Origin of the sequence: Aurantimonas sp. A2-1-M11, from assembly GCF_036549475.1 — a bacterium.
Lineage (GTDB): Bacteria > Pseudomonadota > Alphaproteobacteria > Rhizobiales > Rhizobiaceae > Aurantimonas.
This window is the reverse complement of record NZ_JAZHLI010000160.1, coordinates 1-2,708: the sequence shown is the minus strand read 5'-3', so window position 1 is coordinate 2,708 and position 2,708 is coordinate 1. Positions and strand designations below refer to the sequence as shown.

The 2,708-nt window shown below is 61.4% G+C and carries 2 protein-coding genes; one reads left to right on the top strand and one right to left on the bottom strand.

Annotation, left to right across the window (positions count from 1 at the left end):
- Positions 1-423 precede the first annotated feature (423 nt).
- Complete coding sequence (locus tag VQ042_RS25180; RefSeq protein WP_331822987.1) at positions 424-684, top strand: hypothetical protein; 261 nt, start codon at positions 424-426, stop codon at positions 682-684.
- A 562-nt stretch (positions 685-1,246) separates the two neighbouring features.
- On the opposite strand, the gene VQ042_RS25175 is transcribed toward VQ042_RS25180, so the two are convergent.
- Positions 1,247-2,638 carry a cytochrome P450 gene (locus tag VQ042_RS25175; protein ID WP_331822986.1) on the bottom strand — a complete coding sequence of 464 codons (1,392 nt, stop codon included), beginning with the start codon at positions 2,636-2,638 and terminating at the stop codon, positions 1,247-1,249.
- Positions 2,639-2,708 lie beyond the last annotated feature (70 nt).

The window sequence follows — 2,708 nt, the reverse complement described above, 5'->3', positions numbered from 1 at the left end:
CGATGCCGAGTTCGCCCGCCTCGACATCACAGGCGACGCCTTCCATCCCGAATGGAACTACACAATCAGGCCACGACAGCCGGAAGAGTAGCAGTTATCGATGCGGAGATCCTGAGTCTTGATGGCGCATTCCAGCTTCAGACTATCGGTGGTGCGCCCACACTGGGCTGACACCGGCCGGATTTCCACATTTCGCTGTTCGAGGGGGTCCCCGCCTGCCAGACGACTTGCGATAGATCGGCCGAAATGCACGAATGACGATGGGGAACATTCTGGAGCCGAGCGGGATCTCGGTGGACGGGAGGGGAGCATGAGGTTCGACATCCGAAACGGCGGGATGGTGCCCTTGAATCGAGTCAGCGATGACCGGCTCCAGAGTGGTTCCTCTCTCAGTCTGAGGTCGAATCAGGGAATGCTCTCTCTATGAGGCTGACGGATATGCTGGCGGGTCTGCTCGCGCGGTTCCGTGCGCCGGAGGAGATCAAAAGGGAGTCCACTGTCCTCGTAGCGCTGCACGGGCCTCAGGGAGCATGGGTAGCTGCCCGCGACAAGCGCCGGTTGGCTCAGGTGGTTGATGCGCAGGACGACGCGCGCCGTTGGAACGCGGTGATGCGAAAGATCGAGCGACAGACTGGGTATCTGCATCAGCCCGACACCGCGACACGGATAGCAGAACGCGATTAGCTCCGGATCAGACGGATCGAGTCGATCAAAAATACAACGCTTGCATATCGGCGTGCGCAGGATACGCGATGAAGAGGGCGGTCATAATTGCCTTGGCATGCGGCCTCGCAGAATGCGCGCACGCTCGGCTGCTGAGCCCGCTGCGAATTGTGCAGTGGGAAACACCGATCGCTGAATTTCAGCCAAAGAGTATCGGATCCCTGCTACGTTCGATGGACCTGAACGAGACAGAGGTCCCCCCGTTGCCGCGCTATCTTGAGTTCCGGAGCGATTTGGTTCGGATTACGGCAGCATCGGGGTCCGCATGGTATCTGATCCCACTGAGCCCAGATATCCCCTATCGAGGGGAGGCGGACTAGGTGCCTCTGCGACGGCCGACAATTCGCCGCCCGATGCGAGGTAGGAAAAGGTCGGCCGGCGGATTGTGCCGATCGGCATGCAGACTCACTGGCGAGCGTTTCAAGCTGGCCGCGACCCCCGAGGCCGCGAAGCGCGCCAGTGAGCGCCGCTGAGGCTTGGCTGCGCATCTGATCGCCAGGAGCGGAGTTGCAATCGGCGCACTCTACAAGAGTTGCCGTTCATGTAAGCGCACAGGCACGCCGCCTTTGGGACGAAGCGTAATGGAAGGGCTGGGCGCAATCGGGCGGTCACCGCTCCACTCGAAGCGATAGCGCTGCACCAGCGCGGCAAGGATCAGGCTTGCTTCCATCAGGGCAAAGCTCTTGCCGATGCAGATCCTGGGACCGCCGCCGAACGGCATGTAAGCGAACCGGGGCAACTGACGGGTGAACTCCGGTGTCCAACGCCCGGGGCGGAATGAGAGGGGATCGTCAAAGACACGTGGATCGCGGTGCAGGATCCAAGGGGAGACGAATACAGTCGTTCCCGCGGGCACATGGTAGCCGCCGATCACACAGTCCTTCACTGTTTCGCGCCCGATCAGCCATGCCGGCGGGTAGAGACGCATCGCTTCAGTGATGACCTCCCCGGTATTGGTGAGCTTTGCCAGATCCTCGACGGCGGGCGGCCGGCTCCCCAGCACTGCGTGGACTTCTGCCGACAGCCGAACATCAATCTCCGAATGCTGGCCGAGGAGGTAAAGCGTCCAGGAGAGAGCTAGCGCGGTTGTCTCATGGCCCGCTAGCAGCATGGTGACCGCTTCGTCCCGCAACTGCTTGTCTGGCAGGGGCTGGCCATTAGCGTAGCTCGCCTTCATCAGAGCCGACAGGAAGTCGCCGCGATCACCCGGATTCTGCTGTCGCTCGGCTATGATCCTCGTCACGATCGTCTCGATCCGGCGTAAGGCGCGATTATAGCGGACGTGCCCCGGCAGCGGCACCGCATCGGGAATGACGAAGGGGCGAGAAAATCGGGCAGTGATCTCGCTGGTAATGTCGTTCAGGGCGTGGTCCATCGCCGCGACGTCCTCTTCCACGGATGCGTCAAAGAGCGTCTTAGCTGCGATCCGCAGCGTCAGGCTCATCATCTCAGCATGCGCATCGCGAACGTCGCCCGGCGTCCAGGTATCCAGCATCTCGGATGTGAGCTGGACCATCGTGTCCGCGTAATCGTTCACCCGCCGCGTGGCGAAGGCGGGAGCGGCGATACGGCGATGACGCAGCCAGTCTTCGCCTTCGTTGGTCATAATGCCCTTGCCGAAGATGGCGGTGACCTGACGCCAAAAGAAGCGGTTCTTGACGAAATTCTCGTGGGCGTCGACGAAGACGTATTCCACATCGTCGGGATTGCTCAAGAGGAGAGCGGGCCAGGCACCAAGCCGGAAGGCGACCACGTCGCCATAGCGCTCGGCGCATTTCGGAAAGAAGCCGAGGACGTCGCTGCCCAGATCAAGCAGGCTACCGAGGACCGGCAGTCCTTTTGGTCCTGGCGGTGAGGTAAGCCGCGCAGGTCCTAGTGGATTGACCGGAACGAAAGAGTCCGGTGTGGGATTCACATCGGTGTGCTCGCATGCGAGTCTGCTGCATGCGCACAGGGGTTACCATTTCGGTCTCCGCCGCCGATCG

Coding starts and splice junctions, on each gene's coding strand:
- VQ042_RS25180 (WP_331822987.1), top strand. CDS start 424: ATGAGGCTGACGGATATGCTGGCGGGTCTGCTCGCGCGGTTCCGTGCG.